The following is a 17,764-nucleotide window of genomic DNA, read 5'->3' on the forward strand; positions in this document are numbered from 1 at the left end:
GGCTCACGTGCGTGCCTCCTCCGGGTGATCGCCCACCCCGGCTAGGCTGGTCGCGGGACGAGCCCCTGAACGCTGGATAGGAGCTGTTGTGGCGGTCATCGAGCAGGTCGGCGCGCGCGAGATTTTGGACTCGCGGGGCAACCCCGCCGTGGAGGTGGAGGTCGCGCTGGACGACGGCACGCTGGCCCGGGCGGCGGTGCCGTCGGGCGCGTCGACCGGCGAGCACGAGGCCGTCGAGCTGCGTGACGGCGACTCGACCCGGTACAACGGCAAGGGCGTGGAGAAGGCCGTCACCGCGGTGCTCGACGAGATCGGGCCCGAGCTGGTCGGCATCGAGGCCGTCGAGCAGCGGGTGGTGGACCAGAAGCTGGTCGACCTGGACGGCACCCCGGACAAGAGCCGCCTGGGCGCGAACGCCATCCTCGGCGTCTCGCTGGCGGTGGCCAAGGCCGCCGCCGAGTCCAGCGGCTTGGAGCTGTTCCGCTACCTGGGCGGCCCCAACGCGCACATCCTGCCGGTGCCGATGCTGAACATCCTCAACGGCGGCGCGCACGCCGACACCGACGTGGACATCCAGGAGTTCATGATCGCGCCGATCGGCGCCGAGTCCTTCCGCGAGGGCCTGCGCTGGGGCGTGGAGGTCTACCACGCGCTCAAGTCCGTGCTGAAGAGCAAGGGCCTGGCCACCGGCCTCGGCGACGAGGGCGGCTTCGCGCCCAGCCTGGCCAGCAACCGCGAGGCGCTCGACCTGATCGTCTCCGCCGTGGAGAAGGCCGGCTACAAGCTGGGCCGGGACGTGGCGCTGGCCCTGGACGTGGCCGCCACCGAGTTCTACTCGGACGGCGCTTACACGTTCGAGAAGACCAAGCGCAGCGCCGAGCAGATGGCGGCGTACTACGCCGAGCTGGTCAGCTCCTATCCGCTGGTGTCGATCGAGGACCCGATGTCCGAGGACGACTGGGACGGCTGGGTGCAGCTGACCTCCGAGCTCGGCGACAAGGTGCAGCTGGTCGGCGACGACCTGTTCGTCACCAACCCGGAGCGCCTGGAGGAGGGCATCTCCCGCCGGGCCGCCAACGCGCTGCTGGTGAAGGTCAACCAGATCGGCACGCTGTCGGAGACGCTGGACGCGGTCGCGCTGGCCACCTCCTACGGCTACCGGTCGATGATGAGCCACCGGTCCGGCGAGACCGAGGACACCACCATCGCCGACCTGGCCGTGGCCACCGGCGTCGGCCAGATCAAGTCCGGCGCGCCGGCCCGCGGCGAGCGCACCGCCAAGTACAACCAGCTGCTGCGCATCGAGGAGACCCTCGGCGACGCCGCCCGCTACGCCGGCGAGCTGGCCTTCCCGCGGTTCAGCGCGGAGGCCTGACGGCATGCCCGAGCGCGGTCGGCAGCCGCGGCGCAGGCAGGACACCTCCGGCCAGCGTCGCGGCGCCGACCGTGCCCGGCGAACGGGCCGCCCGGCCGTCTCCGAGCAGGAGCAGCCGCCACGGCCGCCCCGGGCGCGGCGCACCGCCGACCGGGCCCGCACCGGCGGCGCGTTCGGCCTGTCGGCCACCCGGCAGGCCGCGGTGCTGGCGATGGTGGTCTGCGCGCTGGCGCTGTCCATCGCCGTGCCGCTGCGCACGTACCTGACCCAGCACGCGCAGGTCGAGCAGGAGCTGGCCGAGCAGGCCCAGCTCCAGGCCCAGGCCCAGCAGCTGGAGCAGCGCAAGCAGCAGTTGTCCGATCCCGCGCAGATCCAGGCCGAGGCCCGCAGCCGGCTCGGCATGGTGATGCCGGGGGAGACGCCGTACACCGTCCAGCTGCCCGGCGACGGGCAGCAGGGCGACCAGCACGGCTCGCCGCAGCAGCAGGCGGCCGATCAGCCTTGGTTCGAGCAGTTGTGGAATTCGATCATCGGGAGTGGCTCGTGACGGCGGGGGTTCGGGAACCGATCACCGAGGCGGACCGGGAGGTGATCGCCCGGCAGCTCGGCCGTCCGCCGCGCGCGCTGCGGGCGATCGCGCACCGCTGTCCCAGCGGGCACCCCTCGGTCGTGCAGACCGCGCCGCGGCTGGAGGACGGCACGCCGTTCCCGACGCTGTACTACCTGACCTGCCCGCGGCTGACCTCGCTGGCCAGCAGGCTGGAGGCGGCCGGGATGATGCGGGAGCAGACCGCTCGGCTGGCCGAGGACGAGGAGCTGGCCGCCCGGTACCTGGCCGCGCACCGCTCCTACCTGGCCGAACGCGACGCCATCGACTCGTTGGGCACCGAGGTGAGCGCCGGCGGCATGCCCGGCCGGGTCAAGTGCCTGCACGTGCACATCGCCCACGCCCTGGCCTGCGGCCCCGGCGTCAACCCGTTCGGCGACGAGGCCCTGGCCGCGCTGGCCGAGGACTGGCCAGCAGGCGACTGCGCCTGACGTCAAGGGACCGGCATCTGTACGTCGGTGACATCTTTGGTGACTCTGTGTCTTCCATTTGGGCTACTGTGCCGACCCCGAGGTGCAAATATGCCACGACACAGTGACACCTGCTCGGGTGTGTAGCAGGCTGACCGTGAGCTAACGGCGTGTAGGCGACGATCGCATCTGGGTCATGTGGTCGAGACGAGGAGCGTGGATCCGCGTGGGTGTGCACAGCGTCAGAGCCCGGACTCCCAAGGCCGCGCGAGTCGCACCCGACCGCCGATGGCGTGCAGCGGTGACCGTCACCGCGATGCTGGCCCCCATGGTCCTGGCCGGCGACGCCGCGTTCGCGTGGGTCAACACCGCGCACACCACGCCGATCAACCAGCCCCAGCCGACCAACCCGCTGGGCGCCACCGGTCAGCTCCCGCAGAACCTCGACCCCAGCCCCCAGATCGGCGACCCGGCCAGCACCGACGGCGCCAGCGCCCTGGGCCTGCCCAACGGCCCCCTCGGCATCCCCGGCGCCGCGCTGGCCGCGTACCAGCGGGCCGAGCAGCTCGAGGCCGCGCACAACCCCAACTGCCACCTGGACTGGCCGCTGCTGGCCGGCATCGGCCGTATCGAGTCCAACCACGCCCGCGGCGGGGCCGTGGACGCCACCGGCAACACCCTCGCGCCCATTCTCGGCCCGGTGCTCGACGGCAGCGGCGGCTTCGCCCTGATCCACGACACCGACGGCGGCAAATGGGACGGCAACACGGTCTACGACCGGGCCGTCGGTCCCATGCAGTTCATCCCGCAGACGTGGGCGGCGTACGCGGCCGACTCCAACGCCAAGACCTACGGCACCGCGAGCCCGAACAACATCTACGACGCCGCCTTCGCCGCCGCCAACTACCTGTGCGCCGGCGGCGGCGACATGCGCGATCCCGCGCAGCGGTCCGCCGCCGTGTTCCGCTACAACCAGTCCGACGCCTACGTGGCCAACGTCCTGTCGTGGGCCGCCTCGTACGCGACCGGCGTGGAGACGCTGCCCAACAACACCAGCGTCCCGATGATCCAGCCGGCCCCCGCGCCGCCGTTCGTCGGTCCGACCGACCCGCCCAAGCACACGATCGACCCCACGACCCCGACGACGCCCACGGACCCGACCACGTCGACGTCGACCACCACGACCACCACGCCGACGTCCACCACCACGGTCACCACGACCACCACCGCGACGTCGACGACCACGACCACCACCACGACGACGACCGACGGCACGAGCACCACGACCACCACCACGACCCCCACGTGCCCGACCGCGCCGACGTCGACCACCACGACCAGCCCCACGCCGACCAGCACCTCCGTGCCGCCCGGCTGCCCGACGCCGACCACCACCTCCACGCCTTCGGAGACCAGCAAGCCGAGCTGAACCGGCTAGTTTGGTGGCATGAAGCACTCGCGGGTGGCCGCCATCGACTGTGGGACGAACTCGATCCGTCTGCTCATCGCGGACATCACCGTCGGCGACGATGGATCGAGTTCGCTGCGTGACGTCCATCGCGAGATGCGCATCGTGCGCCTCGGGCAGGGCGTCGACGCCACCGGCCGGCTCGCCCCCGAGGCGCTGGAGCGCACTCGGGCCGCCCTCGTCGACTACACCGCTTTGTTGCGGCGCAAGGGCGTCGAGGCCGTGCGCATGGTCGCCACCTCCGCCACCCGGGACGCCGCCAACCGGGACGACTTCTTCGCCATGACCCGAGAGGTCCTCGGCGTCGAGGCCGAGGTCATCAGCGGCGACGAGGAGGCCCGGCTCTCCTTCACCGGCGCCGTCGGCGACTGCGACCCCGCCGACGGGCCCTTCCTCGTCGTCGACATCGGCGGCGGCTCCACCGAACTCGTGCTCGGCTCCGACTCCGGCGTCGAGGCCGCCAAGTCCGTCGACATCGGCTGCGTCCGCATCACCGAACGCTGCCTGCAGTCCGATCCCCCCACGCCTTCTCAAATCGCCGAGGCCTCCGCCTTGGCCTCGTCGGTCCTGTCCGCCGCCTTCGACGCCGTCCCCGTGGCCAAGGCCCGCACCTGGATCGGCGTAGCCGGCACCGTCACCACCCTCTCCGCCGTCGCCCAGGACCTCCCGTCCTACGACGTCCTCGCCACCCACCTCTCCACCCTGTCCACGGAGCAGATCCACTCCGTCGGCGACCGCCTGCTGACCATGACCCACGACGAGCGCGCCGCCGTCCCCACCATCCACCCCGGCCGCGTCGACGTCATCGGCGGCGGCGCCATCATCCTCCGCGTCCTCGCCGACCACCTCGCCGAGCACGCCGGCATCACCCACCTCACCGTCAGCGAGAAGGACATCCTCGACGGCATCGCCCTCTCCCTGCTCAAGTAACCCCCGCCCCGTCTCTCCCCCCCCCATGCCTTCATCGCTTGGAAGGGGGCCTTCCTCCACTCCGAGTGGTGGAAGGCCCCCTTCCAAGCCTCGACAGGTCGTCAGGCGGCACTGGAGGGGTGGACGGTGACGGCTGGGCGTGGTCGTGCCTTCGCAGCGGCGTATGCGGCACGCAGCTCGGCTATGACGCCCTGTGGATCGTCGCGCAGACGTGAGGGCAGGGTCTGCACCACGACGATGCCCGCACCGGCGTAACGCGTGTTGCGTGCGACGGTTCTGGCGTATCCCTTGGTGCTGAGGTGCCACTCGAATGAGTCGATCTCCCAGGCGAGCGCGACGTCGTCACACCAGGCGTCCGGCACCGCGATGAACTGACCGGAGCTGTCGAACACGGGAAGGTTCCACACTGCCATCGGCAACCCCGAGGCCTTCCAGAGTCGAAGACCGTACGCCTCAGCGACGGATCGCGCGCCGGAGTCGATCTCGCCGAGCACCCGACGCGGGAGGGCGGACCCTCGGCTGCTTCCCGAATCGAGTTCGACCATCAGGTCCTGCGGCCGGCATCGACCACGCTGCACGGCCTCGCTGAGCAATGCTCGTACCGGGTCGATCTTGCGCCAACGACGTGCGGCATCCAGTACGGCTCGGTCCAGTGGAGCCAATGGCACGCCGTTGCGTCGAATCGACTCAGGCATGTGGATCGTTCGTTCGACGCGCACGAAGCCCGCGCTACGGATTTGTCTGCCGTGCGGCACTAGGAGGTGGATCAAGGGATCTGGTGGAAGGTTGGCGAGTCCGTATCGCAGTGCGGCCTCGGTTCCGGTGACGATGGCGTCCGGTCCGCCGTGCAGCAAGGCCGCTTCGACCTGTTGTTGCCTCGTCGGCTCGCCGTTCGACAGTAGGACGATGCCAGGCAGCAACCACCGCCAGGGGCCACCGGGTTGACATCGTTTGTACGAGGTCGACTCAGGTACGCCCAGCCGGTGGAGCCTACGCACCTTGATGACGCCCCGATGGCTCTCTTTGACCAACTTGTCAGCATGGGCTGACCAGCATGTTCTATCCATACGCCCATGCTGCCGCAGCAACCTGGCAATCCCGGCCGATGAGCTTGGAAGGGGGCTTTCCTCCACTTGGAGTGGAGGAAAGCCCCCTTCCAAGCGTCAAGGGGTGGCGGGGGTGGGGGTTAGCGGTTGGAGGAGGTGCGGACGAAGGCGGCGATGTCGGCGGACTGTTGGAGGCGGCTGGGTTCGTGGATGTACATCATGTGGCCGGCCTCGTAGTAGGCGAGGTCGATGTTGGCGCGGAGCTCGTCGGGGATGGCGAGGTGGGCGACGACGTGGTCGCTGCCGGCGAAGGGGGTGGCGCCGTCGTGGTAGCCGGCGGCGATGTGCACGCGGAGGTGGGGGTTGGTGCGCATTGCGGCGGCGAGCTTGTCGGCCACGGTGACGTGGGAGTTCTCGAAGTCCTTGTAGGACCAGGGGCGAACCCGGTCGGAGAGGACCTCGTAGGGCAGCTCGTTGCGGTAGTTGAGTTCCCCGTGCAGGTAGTGGTTCAGCGCGGAGGCGTACGGGCCGGTGATGGCGCTGATGGACGGGTCGTGGCTGAAGCGCTCACGCCCGTAGTCGGCCTCCCAGCCGGTGAAGCGGCCGTCGATGCGGCCGACGGTGAGGCGGCGCGAGCGCAGGAGCTCGGTGAAGAAGCGGATGTGCTCGATGCGCAGGTTGACCCGGTCGACGTAGTCGGGGGACAGGCCGGTGATGGCGGCGAGTCGGTCCACAGTGGACTGACGGTCTTCCGGAGACAGGCGGCTGCCCTGCACGAGAGCCCAGAGGTAGTCCCGGTTGGCGAACTCCACGGCCTCGGCGACCACGTCGGACAGGGCGCGGTCGCCGTGCAGGCCGTGGTAGTGGGCGATGGCGGCGTAGGTCGGCACGAACAGCGCGTACGGGAGTTCGTTGCCCTCGCTGAAGTCCAGGGCGTTGAAGTCCATCGCGGTGGAGATGAGGATCAGTCCGTTGAGGTACATGCCGTACTTGGACTGCAGCCGTTCGGCGATGGCCGCGCCACGGGTGGTGCCGTAGGACTCGCCGGCGATGAACTTGGGCGACATCCAGCGGTCGTGGCGCGAGGTCCACAGCCGGATGACCTCGCTGATGTACTCGATGTCGGCGGCGAAGCCGTGGAACTCCTCGGGCTTGCCGCCCTTGACGGCCCGCGAGTAGCCGGTGGACACCGGGTCGATGAACACGAGGTCGCTGTCGGCCAGCAGCGTCTCGGCGTTGTCGACGAGCGCGTACGGCGGGGGCGTCAGGTCGCCGACATCGCCGCTGACGACCCGGCGGGGCCCGAACAGCCCCAGGTGCAGCCAGACGCTGGCCGAGCCCGGCCCGCCGTTGAACGCGAAGGTCACGGGGCGCTGGCCGGGATCGGCGTCGTCGAGGGTGTACGCGGTGAGGAACACCTCGGCCTTGGCCACGTTGCCGTCGAAGGCCCCGTCGGTGTGCTTCTCCTGCCGCAGCACGATCCGCCCGGCGGTCGCGGTGTAGGCCAGCTCCCGGCCGCCGACGGTGATCGAGTGCTGGCTGGTGACCAGGTCGTCGGTGGGCTCTTCGCTGGGCTTCTGCTCGTCGTTGGCTGCCATGGGTGAAACCCTAACCATCGTGGATCTACAGGATCTGGACAACGCGGTGATCACTTGTCGACGGTGTCCGCGGCTGGTGGCCTGGCGGGAGGCGGCGGCGACGCAGAGCCGGGCCCGAAAAGAGCAGTACTGGGCCAGGCCGGTGCCGGGGTTCGGCCCGGCGGACGCGCGGATCATGGTGGTCGGGCTGGCGCCGGCGGCGCACGGCTCGAACCGGACCGGGCGCATGTTCACCGGCGACCGCAGCGGCGACTTCCTCTTCGAGGCGCTGCACGCGGTGGGGCTGGCCTCGCAGGCGCACGCGGTGTCCCGCGCGGACGGCATGCGGTTGATCGACACGAGGATGGCGGCCCCGGTGCGGTGCGCGCCGCCGGAGAACAAGCCGACGCCGCAGGAGCGGGACACCTGCCGGCCCTGGCTGGCGACGGAGTTGGAGCTGCTGCGGCCCACACTGCGAGCGGTGGTCGTGCTCGGGGCGTTCGGCTGGCAGGCGCTGTTGCCGGTGTTGAGCGCGGCGGGTTGGCAGGTGCCGAAGCCGCGGCCGGTGTTCGGGCACGGTGTGGAGATCACGCTGCCGGCGGCGGACGGCGGCCCGGCGCTCACGCTGCTGGGCTGCTATCACGTGTCGCCGCACAACACCTTCACCGGTCGGTTGACCCAGGCGATGCTGCGCGACGTGTTTCGCCGGGCCCAGGAGTTCGCCGGTGACCGAAAGTGACGGTAAGGTGCGCCGATCCTGCCCCTTTCGGTCGGTGAACCGATTCGGCCAACCGGGATGAACCAGTCAAGTCGGACCGGCTGGCAACGGTCAGTGATCATGGTCACCAGGGATCGCCGTCACATCGGGCCGGTTGTGGGCAGCGGCCCGGGGCGGCGGGTGCGACCATTACGCGTATGGCGGCAGTGAAGTCGGAACCCGCGAGGATCCTGATCGTCGGCGGTGGCTACGTCGGCATGTACACCGCGTTGGGCCTGCAGAAGAAACTGAGGTCCCGGGAGGCGTCGGTCACGGTTGTCGACCCGCAGCCGCACATGACCTACCAGCCCTTCCTGCCCGAGGCCGCGGCCGGCTCGATCGAGCCGCGCCACGTGGTCGTGCCGCTGCGCCGGGTGCTGCGCAAGTGCCACGTGCTCACCGGCCGGGTCACCAAGATCAGCAACGCGAACAAGGTCGCGACCGTCGAGATGACCGACGGCCACGTCGAGGAGATCGGCTACGACGTGCTGGTCGTGGCCCTCGGCTCGGTCGCCCGCACGCTGCCGATCCCCGGCCTTGCCGAGCGCGGCATCGCCTTCAAGACCATCGGCGAGGCCATCTACCTGCGCAACCACGTGCTGTCGCGGCTGGACCTGGCCTCCACCACCGACGACCCGGAGATCCGCAAGAAGCTGCTCACGTTCACCGTGATCGGCGGCGGCTACGCCGGCATCGAGGCGCTGGCCGAGCTGGAGGACATGGCCCGCTACGCGCTGCGCTACTACGAGAACCTGGACCCGGCCGACATGCGCTGGGTGCTGGTCGAGGCCACCGGCCGGATCATGCCCGAGGTCCGCGAGAGCCTGGGCGTCTACACGGTCAAGCAGCTGGAGGCCCGCGGCATCGAGGTCTACCTCGACACCCGGATCAAGACCATGGAGGACGGCCACGTCGTCCTCGACGACGGCACCGAGTACGACGGCGACACCATCATCTGGACCGCCGGCGTGAAGGCCAACCCGGTGCTGGCCGAGACCGACCTGCCGCTGGACCAGCGCGGCCGGGTGATCTGCACGGCCACCATGCAGGTGCAGGGCCTGGACAACGTCTGGTCGGCCGGCGACAACGCCGCCGTGCCGGACCTGTCCAAGACCGACGTCGACCCGGCCGCCACGTGCAGCCCGTCGGCCCAGCACGCGGTGCGGCAGGCCGCGCAGCTGTCCAAGAACATCGTGTCGGTGCTGCGTGGCCGCAAGCCGAAGCCGTACCTGCACAAGTACGTCGGTTCGGTGGCCAGCCTGGGCCTCTACAAGGGCGTGGCCGACGTCTACGGGGTCAAGGCCAAGGGCTTCGTCGCCTGGGGCATGCACCGCGCCTACCACGTGTCCCGGATGCCCACGTTCAACCGCAAGGTGCGGGTGGCCTTCGACTGGCTGGGCTCGTGGCTGCTCAAGCGCGAGGTGGTGTCGCTGGGTCAGATCAACGACCCTAGGGCCGAGTTCGACCGGGTTACGAAGAGCTGAGAATCTCCTCTTCGGCACACGACACGCCGGGCTTGATCCGCCGAATGGGCTATGATCGGTGTCAGTCGTCTTGACATTGCGTTAGGCGGGTCCCGAAACTACCCGGGGCGGATCGCCTGAACGTGTGATGCGCCTTCGGGGAAAGAGGTGACCGCGATGTCGATGGAGGACCTGGCCGCGCAACTGCGCAGCGGCGAGATCGAGGACCAGGCGCTCGCGGAGTTCGCTGCCGAGTACGCACGCGCGGAGCGGATCTCCCGCAGCAAGAAGGACGACTGAGCATGATCGGCGCTGGGCGGGCCCAGTCGGACGGCCCGCCCCAGCCGATGCTCCCCGCCCGTCCGACTCCGCTGCTCCTTCAGGGCCAGGACTACGTCTTCCGCGCGCCCAGCGGCTGTTACGACTTCCAGGAGCAGATCCACCGCCTCGAGATGGTCGAGGACAGCGGCGAGCCCTCGCCCTGCGTGCTGGTGCTGGCCCGATCGGCCGACATGGAGATGAACGAGCTGTCCATCGCCCTGGCCGAGCGGGGCATCCGGATGGCCCGCATCGACGTGGACCGCTGCCTCGACCTGGCGTTGACGATCTACACCGACACCCCGCTGCTGGAGCTCGACCGCTGGCTGCTGCGCCCCCTGCTGGTCTGGCGGCGCCATTTCGAGCTGGCGGCCATGCCGGTGGACCCGCGGACCATCAGCGGCGCCTACGCGCTGGACCAGTGGTCGACCGTGGCCGGCTGGCTCACCGAGCGCACCGAGTGGGCCCACGTGAACCCGGCCAGGGCCACCGGGCACCTCAACCGGCTCACCCAGCTCGCCGATGCCGCCGCTTTCGGGCTGAGGACGCCCAGGACGGCCGTGACGACCCAACCCGGGCGGAGCAGGCCCGGCGGCGGGCAGTGCATCGTCAAGACGTCCGGGCGGCACCTCGTCGAGCCGCGGCCCGGCGTGCAGCACGGGCTGTTCCCCCGGCCGCTGGACACCGCCCGGGCCGGGGACGTGCCCGAGGCCGCGCCGGTGATCGTGCAGCAGTACCTGGCCGCCGACACCGAGCTGCGGATCTTCGTGGTCGGCGAGCGGCTGATCGGCTTCCAGGTGGACAAGTACGACCCGGCCCAGCTGTGGGTCGACCCCGACAACGTCTCGGTCAAGCCCACCGAGGTGCCGTGCGCGCTGGCCGACCGGCTGCGGGCGCTGGCCCGGCACTGGCGGCTCCAGGTCGCCGCCTTCGACCTGCTGGTCGTCGATGGTGAGCACGTCTTCCTTGAGGTCAACGTCAACTGCGACTGGCGCTGGTTCGAGCACCGCGCCGGCAGCACCGACGTGTCCGACGCCGTGCACGAGTGGGTGGCCGTGCGTTTCGGCGAGCTGCTCGCCGCCGATCGGGGCCGTTGAGTGACGTGCTCGTACCCCCACCGGATGCCCGAACGATCCGCCGGCCGGGCGAACAGGGTCTCAATTGGCTGTAAGTACCTGACCTTGGGCAGTCGGACGGCTTAGGCTCCCCAGGCCCCCGTAGCCCAATCAGGCAGAGGCAGGCCCCTTAAAAGGGTCAGAGTGTCGGTTCGAGTCCGATCGGGGGCACTCAGCGTCACCAGGTCGAACCGCCCCTCGACCAGCGTTAACCCGGTCGAGGGACGATCAACCCCAGTCCAGTGATGTCCGGCCCTGTCCGGCCGACTCCGGCTGTTCTTGCCCTATTTCTGCCCCAAGGCAGGGCGCTCACCCGCCCCGCAGGGCCGCCGTGATGCGCTGCCGGGCGATCACCTCCTGACCTTCAAGCTGTGTGGCGTAGATCTCGTTCAGCACGGTGAGGCTGTGTCCGGCCCATGCAGCCACCGTCGTCGGCGGTGTGCCGCTGGTGATCCAGAAACTCACCGCAGCGTGGCGGAGGTCGTATGGCCTGTCCGCCAGCGGCGACTCGTAGACGCTGTCAACGAAGACCGCCCGACGCGTTTGGTCCCAGACGCGGCAGTACGTGCTCTCCGAGAGTTGGCCGCCCCGCCAGCCGTAGAACAGCCGTCCTGTGCCGTCGGTGCCGAACCATGCGATGTGGGCGCACAGCATGAACGCCAGCGGCGGCGGGACCGGAACGGGCCTCACCTCCCCGACTTCCCGCCCCTTGAGCGGACTTGACTCCTCTCGTCTCAGACCGGAGTTGCTCCACGCCTGACCGGGCGACGGCGCGCTTGCGGCCACATGCATCGCTCCCCATGCCTCGTCCGGGGCCTTCCACCATGGAACGTTCGGATCCCACAATTGCCAAGGCAAGGTCAGATCCTGTTCCCGCAAGTTGGCCGCTTCCTCCGGTCGTAGAGCCGAGAAGTACATCGAACCGAAAAACGCTTCAAGCATGGGGCCGCTTGACCCATGATTCGGAACTTCTATGAGGAGTGTGCGTGCCTGCACGGTGCTGACAACACGTCGAGAGTCCAATCGACGGCTCTTGCGCGACGCCTTTCGCTTCGTTCCTTTCGTGGGGTTGGCGTCTAGGATGTGCGGCACTGCCGAGTGGGCAGGCAAAGCGTTGCCGACAAGCCAGCAATGGGAGAAAGTGGCGCGCGGAACCCGTGGGGTGGTCTATCCCTGGGGGGATCAGCCCACTCCGGCAAAGTGCAACGTCAGGGAGAATGGGATCGGCAGCACCACGCCCGGCGACCGCTACCAGAGAGGTATCAGCCCGTACGGCGCATACGACATGTGCGGCAACGTGTGGGAGTGGTGTTCCTCCGAGTCCACGCCGGGTAGGCGCGAACTCAAGGGCGGGACGTGGACAAGCCCGTTCAGCAGGGCAACGCCATCCTCCTTCAACGATGCGGCCGAGTCGATGTGCGATGACGACACGGGCTTCCGCTGTGTCACGCCGGCCGAGAGCTTGGAAAAGCTGCTGGGCCTCTAAAGAGAAGCGTGCTCGTGTATCCGGGCCATGCACGCCGGGCACCGGGGCCAATGTGACCGACGCCGGACCGTCGCTAGCCCGCACAGTCCGAAACGGACAGTGCGGCCGTCCGCGAGTGTCACCGCTGGGATGTCCACTGGAACCGCGTGCCGCCACTCGAACCATTGCCCTGGCAACCAGGAGTAGCGCTCCACTCACCGGGGCTGGGGGACGTTCGCGTCCGGAGTCACCGGCAACCCCACGTCGATGGCCGTCAGAGGGGCGCCCGGTTGCCCCGGACGCGGCACTAGTGCGATGGCCGTCACCACCTCGGCGACCGTGCCCTCCCGCTGCCACGTGACCGGCCCTTCGATCATCGACCGCACCGCGTGCGCATCATTCGGACCGAATATCCACATCACGTCCATCCAAGCCGGCGAGACCTGCCGGTACCCGCACAACCCGACCTCCCCCAAATCGCCCTCGCCGGTGCCGCGCTGCCATCGCCAGCCGTCCAGGTGGCGGAGGTCAGCCAGCTCCGGCCACAGCACGATCGCCAGCTCAAGCGCAGCCATGCGGTCGCCTCCTTCGGGCGTCGGGGAGTCCCGACGCTAGGGCGGGCCGGTGTTCCTCGGGAAGGAAGTTGCGAAATGTTGCGAGCCTTACCCAGGTGGGCCGATCGACGTCGGCAAGCTGGTGACAGCCGTTGACGTGGGGTGATTGGCGGGGAGAGCATGTCACTGCAACACCTCGCAACGTGGGTGACACGGGAGGCACGCAATGCAGCTGACGTTGGTCGTACGAGACCCTGACTCCAACCCAACCGGATCGCCCACCCTTTACCGGACCGATCGTGGGTCATGGGTCGTGCAGGGCTGGGTAGTGGATGATCCGGGTGCCCTGGCGGCAATGGATATCCCTGCCGGGGAGACCTGTGTGGAAATTCCCGACCGGATGATCCCGTTTTTCCAGCAGAACGGCCAGTGAAGGGGTGGCTTCGATCACCGACCGGGAGTTCGATGAGCTGCTGGCTTCGGGATTCGTCAGGGAGGCTGTTCACCTCGAAACCAGGGATGCCTACGGCACCGCGGTTGAGCTGCCACACATGGCGCAGTGGGTCGCAGGCGAGCCGGACGATCTTGCGTGGTTGGACGGTTGGTGCGATCAACTGAAGCTGCATGTTGCGGCTGGGCGGTCGGTGCGGCGGGTTCGCATCGTGTCGGAACCGTTGAGCGACTATCAGCGCTGGTCGTACAGCATTGCAAGCCCAATGGTCAATGCCGGGGAAGACATACGTTGGATACCGCGCAAAGGTGTTTCATCTATTGGACTGCCAGGCAACGACTACTACCTGTTTGACGAGCGCCTAGTCGTGTTTCTTCACTACGCCGGTAATGGGCTTGGAATCGACAAAACTGCGTCAACCGATCCGGCTGATATTCTGCTATGTAGAATGGCATTTGAGACCGTGTGGCCTCTGGCAATTCCTCACTATGAGTACACGCCCATCGTCTGACGCTGCAAAAGCGGCGCAGGCGGCACTCGGGGCGCGGCTGCGGGACCTGCGTAAAGACGCGGGACACACCGGCCGCGCCCTTGCTGTGCTCACTGGGCAGCACTATACTCGCGTCTCCAAAATCGAAAACGGCATCCAACCGCCCACTGATAGCGATATTCGGGCTTGGTGTGTTGCATGCGGAGCTGAAGGGCAAGTTCCGGACCTGATAGCCAGCTTGCGGGCCGTTGAGTCGGCGTACGTCGAGTTTCGTCGACAGGCTCGGTCTGGCATGAAACGTGTGCTTGGGGCGCATACGCTCGCCACTTATAGGCGTACCCGCCTGTTTCGAATCTATGAACACAACGCTGTGCCTGGCTTGTTTCAGACCGCGGACTACTGTGCCGCCATGCTCCGCAGGTGGATCGACTTCCTTGACATCGTTGATGACCTGGATGAAGCGGTCGCTGTGCGAATGGAGCGACAGCGCATTCTTTACCGTGGAGACAAGAGGTTTATTGCGATCATGGAGGAACAGGCGCTGCGGACATGGTTTGGCACAGCTGAAATTCAGGCCGGTCAGCTCGATCGACTCTTGGCGCTATCGACGCTTCCTAACGTTGTTGTGGGCATCGTGCCAATGATGACCCTTCGGGTAGGTCCTGTACCGTCGGGTGGGTTCTGGATTTTCGACGATAAACGAGTCGCGCTCGAAACGCCAACGGCGAGTATTGATGTCACTCAACCCGGCGAACGTCGTCTGTATGAGACCTTGTTTGAGGAGGTGAGGAAATCGGCCGTGTTCGGCGCTGCTGCGCGAAGAATTATTACCCGCACCTTGGCGAAAATTGACGATCTAATGACCGGCGGGGCTGACGTGTAATGGGGCTAGAACCAGCTAGAGTCTCGTTTGATGCCATCTGGGCGAACTTGTTCTGTGTAGCCATTTTCGAATTGAACGATAATTGAATCGGACAGCAGGCCTCGCTCCATGCTGACGATCTCACCGCTAGTGCCAGCGGGTACGGCTCCGCCGAGGATGCCGCCGAGGTTGCGCCGCGCACTGACGGAATCGCCCTCGCTGTAATCCCCAAAGGTGGCAGAGACTCTGTTGTCAACGTCCGAGCCGACGTTAGACGTCGGCCCCTTGTCTGAAGTGCGATCTCCTGGCCGGAACGGCACGAACGCCGCCAGCTCGTCGGGATCCGCCTGAACGTCCTCCCACTGATGATGGCTGCCTGACTCCGGTCGCGACATGTTGCACCACACCCTTCATGCTCAACTGACCTTGCTTCAGTCTCGTCCTTGACCGCCGGCTTCGTCGCCGAAACTGGCAGACGTGTCAGGGTGGGAGCGCCCAGGCCGACGCCTTGGTGTGTCGGCACCCCCGCCGATGCCTGGGCAGACTTCCCTTCGTTGCAGGTCAGGGGGAAATATAGAACGTATGGTCGGTGAGGATCTGTCTGGGCGGACGAAACAGGGGTGGCCGATTGCCTCACCATGGCGTCCTGCGTGGGTCAACCTGCCAGCGTTGTTCCCGATGTCGGAGGGCGTGGTTGCGAGAGTGGCTGACGGGGGTCGCCGTCGACCGGGAGGTCGTCGGCGTCGTTCGGCGATGGCTCTCCGAGCGGATGGCGGTCTGTGGTTCGCTCAGTGCAACTACCGGCACCCGTGCCTCGATGGTCGACCCGACGGCGAGGCGGCTGTTGATCAGTGGGCGCCCGCTACTGCCCTTCGACCTCGAACCGAGCAGTCGACCGCGGTTGGTGACGAGTAGGGCGACGTTTCCTCTCAGGCCCCCAATTCAGTGTTCATGAACAGCAAGCTCAGACCAAGGTGTCGATGGTGGCACCGTCGCCGATCCCCTCGGGACGGATTTCGTAAAGGTCAGGTTCGATCTCGATGGAGTAGATGCGAATTCGCTCAACCCATTGATCTGGCCAGCGTGTTTCGCTTGACCAGCGCAAGCCGTCAAGACGGATTCCGTGTAGATTTGCTTGCCTGAGATCGGCGTTGGTCATGTTGGTGAGCGCATCGCTTAGACGATTGCAACCGAGAGTCAATTCGAGATGAAATTCTTGACGATCATCGAGATTGTTGGCGAGGTCGCGGATGCGATTGCGATCGAACTCGATGGCGCGGGCAAGGGTGTAAGTGAGATTGCGATTGAACGCTCGGTAGGGGCTGAGGGGGTGGTCAAATATATTCACGTACGCGTGGACAAAATCGAGATTGGGGTTGCTAAGGGCGCTGTGTGTGAGATTGAGATTGAGGTCATAAGCGTTTGCGAGGTCGACGATTAGGTCGTTAGTGAGGATGCTTGCGTGAGCAAGGAATCGATTGAGGGTGCTGGCGGATTCGGGGGTTGGGGGATTTCTGTGTCCGATTACGCGGTTGAGGGTGAGGGAATGCGCCAGGACGTCAACGAGAGCGAGGTCAAGGTTGAGGTCGAGAGCGTGGGCGAGGGTGCGGGCGAGGGGACGCACGGGGTTGAAGGGATCGAAGGTGAGGTCGAGGGTGAGGTCGCTAGCTAGATCGATGTCACGGTCGAGGTCGATGTCATGGTCGAGGTTGAGGTCGATGTGGCTGGCAACCTCGCGTGCTCGTGAGAGGACGCGCGTCAGCTCATGTGCGCGGATGCGTGCGAGTTTGGGTCCGAATCTGGAATCGAGGTCGCGGTCACCTGTGAGGTCCCCAAGGAGGTCGTAGGCACGGAAGGTCAACTGCGCTGTAGATCGGAGCGCCGCTAGGTCCTTCATTGAAAACCAAGCCCGCACCACGAGCCGCTCGTAGGGCAGTAGGGTGGCGAAAGTAGCGGCGAACTCATTCAGTGCACTGCCAGTATCTTTCCTGGGTGTATCGCTCAGCGAGTCGTGGATGTGCTGGCGGCCAGTATGCAGGCGGATCCATTGGTCCAACAGGTCGTCGTCGGCCTGGGTGGTTGTGGGGCGTGAATTGTGTTCGTCTGTGTCGGTGCCGGGTGTGAAGGCGGGGGTGGAGCCCGCGAGCGCGGCAATTAGCCGCCTTCCGAACGTGACAGCCTCGGTGATCGTTCGCGTCGTAAAGGCGGGGGTGGAGCCGGACAGCGCCGACAGGAGCCGCCGGCCGATGCTGTCACGAGGCATCGTCTGCACCTCCGTCGAGTTGCGGCCGACCGTCACCGTCGTCGGCCGGAAGGAGCGTCTCCACGTACTTTGCCACCTTCTTGACAACGACCGGCGCGGCAGCGCCCATTCCGAAGGCGATGAAGTCATTGGCGACGATCCCCGTGGTAGACACGGCAGCGGTGGTGGCCGAGGCGATGCTGAGCTGGATGATGATCGACGCTGCGTAGACGCCCCCGCCTGGTCCCTTCGGGCGAGCCCACGGCCACCCCTTGACCCGCCGGGAAGCCTCCAGGAAGACAACGCCGATATTCGACGCGGCGCCGACTAGCCCCCACAAGGCGTACTGCCACATGCGGTGAAGGTACGCGAGTGAGTCTGCACACATACTTGGGCCCGGCGGCTGGGAGCGGTGGTAGACGACCGCGGCCAACTACTCCCTGGAGACGGTGTTGATGCCTCGTGAGGAGTAGAGCGGGAGCGACAGGACGCCGCCTTGCCCTATTCCTGCCTTGCGGGACCGGCCGGTGGTGCGGTGCGGCGGATTCCGCAGGTCACAGGCTTGTACTCGCTGTCTAGGCAGGCCCCTTAAAAGGGTCAGAGTGTCGGTTCGAGTCCGATCGGGGGCACTCAG

General features: G+C 67.2%; 20 protein-coding genes, 1 tRNA gene and 1 pseudogene. 15 read left to right on the top strand and 7 right to left on the bottom strand.

Annotated elements, in window-relative coordinates:
- The first annotated feature begins 88 nt into the window (after window positions 1–88).
- From eno to ACIG5F_RS34530, 5 genes are all read left to right on the top strand, one after another.
- Window positions 89–1,375, top strand: a complete 1,287-nt coding sequence (gene eno / locus ACIG5F_RS34510) for a phosphopyruvate hydratase (protein WP_396524129.1) — start codon at window positions 89–91, stop codon at window positions 1,373–1,375.
- 4 nt (window positions 1,376–1,379) lie between these two features.
- Window positions 1,380–1,922 (top strand): septum formation initiator family protein, encoded by a 543-nt coding sequence (locus tag ACIG5F_RS34515; protein ID WP_396524130.1) that lies wholly within the window; start codon window positions 1,380–1,382, stop codon window positions 1,920–1,922.
- A 20-nt stretch (window positions 1,923–1,942) separates the two neighbouring features.
- Window positions 1,943–2,413, top strand: a complete 471-nt coding sequence (locus ACIG5F_RS34520) for a DUF501 domain-containing protein (protein ID WP_396524193.1) — start codon at window positions 1,943–1,945, stop codon at window positions 2,411–2,413.
- A gap of 280 nt (window positions 2,414–2,693) precedes the next feature.
- Entirely contained in the window at window positions 2,694–3,821 is a 1,128-nt protein-coding gene (locus ACIG5F_RS34525) for a lytic transglycosylase domain-containing protein (RefSeq protein ID WP_396524131.1), read from the top strand.
- A gap of 18 nt (window positions 3,822–3,839) precedes the next feature.
- Complete coding sequence (locus ACIG5F_RS34530; protein WP_396524132.1) at window positions 3,840–4,790, top strand: exopolyphosphatase; 951 nt, start codon at window positions 3,840–3,842, stop codon at window positions 4,788–4,790.
- Window positions 4,791–4,891: 101 nt separating this feature from the next.
- Here the strand turns inward: ACIG5F_RS34530 and ACIG5F_RS34535 are convergent, their stop codons facing one another.
- Window positions 4,892–5,710 carry a hypothetical protein gene (locus ACIG5F_RS34535; RefSeq protein ID WP_396524133.1) on the bottom strand — a complete coding sequence of 273 codons (819 nt, stop codon included), beginning with the start codon at window positions 5,708–5,710 and terminating at the stop codon, window positions 4,892–4,894.
- Between the two features lie 266 nt (window positions 5,711–5,976).
- Window positions 5,977–7,434, bottom strand: coding sequence for a S10 family peptidase (locus ACIG5F_RS34540; protein WP_396524134.1), 1,458 nt, complete (start codon window positions 7,432–7,434; stop codon window positions 5,977–5,979).
- Between ACIG5F_RS34540 and ACIG5F_RS34545 the strand changes: the two genes are divergently transcribed.
- The 5 genes from ACIG5F_RS34545 to ACIG5F_RS34565 all read left to right on the top strand — a co-directional run bounded on the left by ACIG5F_RS34545 (window position 7,433) and on the right by ACIG5F_RS34565 (window position 11,237).
- Window positions 7,433–8,152: a uracil-DNA glycosylase gene (locus ACIG5F_RS34545; protein WP_396524135.1), complete on the top strand. Its 720-nt coding sequence runs from the start codon at window positions 7,433–7,435 to the stop codon at window positions 8,150–8,152. The genes ACIG5F_RS34540 and ACIG5F_RS34545 overlap by 2 nt on opposite strands.
- Window positions 8,153–8,328: 176 nt before the next feature.
- Window positions 8,329–9,654, top strand: a complete 1,326-nt coding sequence (locus ACIG5F_RS34550; protein WP_396524136.1) for an NAD(P)/FAD-dependent oxidoreductase — start codon at window positions 8,329–8,331, stop codon at window positions 9,652–9,654.
- Between the two features lie 156 nt (window positions 9,655–9,810).
- Window positions 9,811–9,933 carry a hypothetical protein gene (locus ACIG5F_RS34555; RefSeq protein WP_255360895.1) on the top strand — a complete coding sequence of 41 codons (123 nt, stop codon included), beginning with the start codon at window positions 9,811–9,813 and terminating at the stop codon, window positions 9,931–9,933.
- Window positions 9,934–9,935: 2 nt separating this feature from the next.
- Window positions 9,936–11,048, top strand: a complete 1,113-nt coding sequence (locus ACIG5F_RS34560; protein ID WP_396524137.1) for a RimK family alpha-L-glutamate ligase — start codon at window positions 9,936–9,938, stop codon at window positions 11,046–11,048.
- Between the two features lie 114 nt (window positions 11,049–11,162).
- Window positions 11,163–11,237, top strand: a tRNA-Leu gene (locus ACIG5F_RS34565).
- A 138-nt stretch (window positions 11,238–11,375) separates the two neighbouring features.
- Here the strand turns inward: ACIG5F_RS34565 and ACIG5F_RS34570 are convergent.
- On the bottom strand, window positions 11,376–12,008 hold the full coding sequence (locus ACIG5F_RS34570; RefSeq protein WP_396524138.1) for a hypothetical protein: 633 nt from the start codon (window positions 12,006–12,008) through the stop codon (window positions 11,376–11,378).
- Between the two features lie 139 nt (window positions 12,009–12,147).
- Here ACIG5F_RS34570 and ACIG5F_RS34575 point away from each other — a divergent pair, with 139 nt between their 5' ends.
- Window positions 12,148–12,552 carry a formylglycine-generating enzyme family protein gene (locus tag ACIG5F_RS34575; RefSeq protein WP_396524139.1) on the top strand — a complete coding sequence of 135 codons (405 nt, stop codon included), beginning with the start codon at window positions 12,148–12,150 and terminating at the stop codon, window positions 12,550–12,552.
- Window positions 12,553–12,746: 194 nt separating this feature from the next.
- On the opposite strand, the gene ACIG5F_RS34580 is transcribed toward ACIG5F_RS34575, so the two are convergent.
- On the bottom strand, window positions 12,747–13,106 hold the full coding sequence (locus ACIG5F_RS34580; RefSeq protein WP_396524140.1) for a hypothetical protein: 360 nt from the start codon (window positions 13,104–13,106) through the stop codon (window positions 12,747–12,749).
- Window positions 13,107–13,311: 205 nt separating this feature from the next.
- Here ACIG5F_RS34580 and ACIG5F_RS34585 point away from each other — a divergent pair, with 205 nt between their 5' ends.
- The 4 genes and pseudogenes from ACIG5F_RS34585 to ACIG5F_RS34600 all read left to right on the top strand — a co-directional run bounded on the left by ACIG5F_RS34585 (window position 13,312) and on the right by ACIG5F_RS34600 (window position 14,909).
- Window positions 13,312–13,518 carry a hypothetical protein gene (locus ACIG5F_RS34585; RefSeq protein ID WP_396524141.1) on the top strand — a complete coding sequence of 69 codons (207 nt, stop codon included), beginning with the start codon at window positions 13,312–13,314 and terminating at the stop codon, window positions 13,516–13,518.
- A 4-nt stretch (window positions 13,519–13,522) separates the two neighbouring features.
- On the top strand, window positions 13,523–14,047 hold the full coding sequence (locus tag ACIG5F_RS34590; RefSeq protein WP_396524143.1) for a DUF6879 family protein: 525 nt from the start codon (window positions 13,523–13,525) through the stop codon (window positions 14,045–14,047).
- Window positions 14,025–14,231: pseudogene (locus ACIG5F_RS34595) on the top strand (helix-turn-helix domain-containing protein); the annotation flags it as partial. The gene ACIG5F_RS34590 and the pseudogene ACIG5F_RS34595, both read left to right, overlap by 23 nt.
- An 87-nt stretch (window positions 14,232–14,318) precedes the next feature.
- Complete coding sequence (locus tag ACIG5F_RS34600) at window positions 14,319–14,909, top strand: DUF5753 domain-containing protein (protein ID WP_396524194.1); 591 nt, start codon at window positions 14,319–14,321, stop codon at window positions 14,907–14,909.
- Between the two features lie 5 nt (window positions 14,910–14,914).
- On the opposite strand, the gene ACIG5F_RS34605 is transcribed toward ACIG5F_RS34600, so the two are convergent.
- The 3 genes from ACIG5F_RS34605 to ACIG5F_RS34615 form a co-directional block, all read right to left on the bottom strand.
- Window positions 14,915–15,283 (bottom strand): hypothetical protein, encoded by a 369-nt coding sequence (locus ACIG5F_RS34605; protein WP_396524144.1) that lies wholly within the window; start codon window positions 15,281–15,283, stop codon window positions 14,915–14,917.
- 569 nt (window positions 15,284–15,852) lie between these two features.
- Complete coding sequence (locus ACIG5F_RS34610) at window positions 15,853–17,151, bottom strand: hypothetical protein (RefSeq protein WP_396524146.1); 1,299 nt, start codon at window positions 17,149–17,151, stop codon at window positions 15,853–15,855.
- Window positions 17,141–17,485, bottom strand: coding sequence for a hypothetical protein (locus ACIG5F_RS34615; RefSeq protein ID WP_396524147.1), 345 nt, complete (start codon window positions 17,483–17,485; stop codon window positions 17,141–17,143). Before ACIG5F_RS34615 ends, ACIG5F_RS34610 begins: the two co-directional genes overlap by 11 nt.
- Window positions 17,486–17,764 lie beyond the last annotated feature (279 nt).

It is taken from the genome of Kutzneria sp. NPDC052558 (genome assembly GCF_044547355.1).
In the GTDB taxonomy this organism is placed as follows: Bacteria; Actinomycetota; Actinomycetes; order Mycobacteriales; family Pseudonocardiaceae; genus Kutzneria.

What these genes read in the sequence shown, in the direction of transcription:
- ACIG5F_RS34550 (WP_396524136.1), top strand. Translation starts at nt 8,329, where the DNA reads ATGGCGGCAGTGAAGTCGGAACCCGCGAGGATCCTGATCGTCGGCGGT.
- ACIG5F_RS34570 (WP_396524138.1), bottom strand. Translation starts at nt 12,008, where the DNA reads ATGCTTGAAGCGTTTTTCGGTTCGATGTACTTCTCGGCTCTACGACCG.
- ACIG5F_RS34545 (WP_396524135.1), top strand. Translation starts at nt 7,433, where the DNA reads ATGGGTGAAACCCTAACCATCGTGGATCTACAGGATCTGGACAACGCG.
- ACIG5F_RS34575 (WP_396524139.1), top strand. Translation starts at nt 12,148, where the DNA reads ATGTGCGGCACTGCCGAGTGGGCAGGCAAAGCGTTGCCGACAAGCCAG.
- ACIG5F_RS34600 (WP_396524194.1), top strand. Translation starts at nt 14,319, where the DNA reads ATGAAACGTGTGCTTGGGGCGCATACGCTCGCCACTTATAGGCGTACC.
- ACIG5F_RS34530 (WP_396524132.1), top strand. Translation starts at nt 3,840, where the DNA reads ATGAAGCACTCGCGGGTGGCCGCCATCGACTGTGGGACGAACTCGATC.
- ACIG5F_RS34560 (WP_396524137.1), top strand. Translation starts at nt 9,936, where the DNA reads ATGATCGGCGCTGGGCGGGCCCAGTCGGACGGCCCGCCCCAGCCGATG.
- ACIG5F_RS34515 (WP_396524130.1), top strand. Translation starts at nt 1,380, where the DNA reads ATGCCCGAGCGCGGTCGGCAGCCGCGGCGCAGGCAGGACACCTCCGGC.
- ACIG5F_RS34610 (WP_396524146.1), bottom strand. Translation starts at nt 17,151, where the DNA reads ATGCCTCGTGACAGCATCGGCCGGCGGCTCCTGTCGGCGCTGTCCGGC.
- ACIG5F_RS34615 (WP_396524147.1), bottom strand. Translation starts at nt 17,485, where the DNA reads ATGTGGCAGTACGCCTTGTGGGGGCTAGTCGGCGCCGCGTCGAATATC.
- ACIG5F_RS34585 (WP_396524141.1), top strand. Translation starts at nt 13,312, where the DNA reads ATGCAGCTGACGTTGGTCGTACGAGACCCTGACTCCAACCCAACCGGA.
- ACIG5F_RS34540 (WP_396524134.1), bottom strand. Translation starts at nt 7,434, where the DNA reads ATGGCAGCCAACGACGAGCAGAAGCCCAGCGAAGAGCCCACCGACGAC.
- ACIG5F_RS34605 (WP_396524144.1), bottom strand. Translation starts at nt 15,283, where the DNA reads ATGTCGCGACCGGAGTCAGGCAGCCATCATCAGTGGGAGGACGTTCAG.
- ACIG5F_RS34555 (WP_255360895.1), top strand. Translation starts at nt 9,811, where the DNA reads ATGTCGATGGAGGACCTGGCCGCGCAACTGCGCAGCGGCGAGATCGAG.
- ACIG5F_RS34580 (WP_396524140.1), bottom strand. Translation starts at nt 13,106, where the DNA reads ATGGCTGCGCTTGAGCTGGCGATCGTGCTGTGGCCGGAGCTGGCTGAC.